This window comes from Dellaglioa sp. CoH-56-MRSF-10 (assembly GCF_056782175.1).
This window is the reverse complement of record NZ_JBXAYF010000034.1, coordinates 1-476: the sequence shown is the minus strand read 5'-3', so window position 1 is coordinate 476 and position 476 is coordinate 1. Positions and strand designations below refer to the sequence as shown.

Sequence of the window (476 nt, the reverse complement as noted above, 5' to 3'; positions counted from 1 at the left end):
CCATAACACTTCGTGGCACTTGGCTATAAGGAGTAGAAAATGCCAGCACAATTCATTGCGTCGGCCGAAGGCTTCGACATTTATCCTTCTGGCACGCTGGCCGCGAACTACCCATGGTTCGTGACCAATAGTGCCATTGCCGGGCAAATCAACTTGTCGGCAGGAGCTTTTGGCGGGGCCGCACTCACGTTCCCAGTGAGCGGAGCACCAACCTCGCTCACCTCTGGGTTTGAGTATCAGTTTCCGAGCACGATGCAGATCATACGAGGTAACACGACGACCGCAGGCAAAGGTGCTTTCGCAATTAACTTCTGGTTGAACGTGAACACTATGAACCCGGGTTCTGGCACATTGCTCGCGTTGGGCACGGCTGGTGTTCCGGGGTCATGGTATCCACTACTAAATATCAGCAACTCGTCATCAGGCGGCACGAACCTTCAGCTCGTTACTAACGTCCACAGTCCGACGAGTTCCCC

1 protein-coding gene is annotated in these 476 nt (G+C 54.2%); it reads left to right on the top strand.

Features of this window, described 5'->3' with window-relative positions; genetic code table 11:
- Window positions 1-39: 39 nt before the first annotated feature.
- Window positions 40-476: hypothetical protein (locus tag AC1RP4_RS07695; protein ID WP_481763225.1), on the top strand; the 437-nt coding region annotated here is incomplete at its 3' end.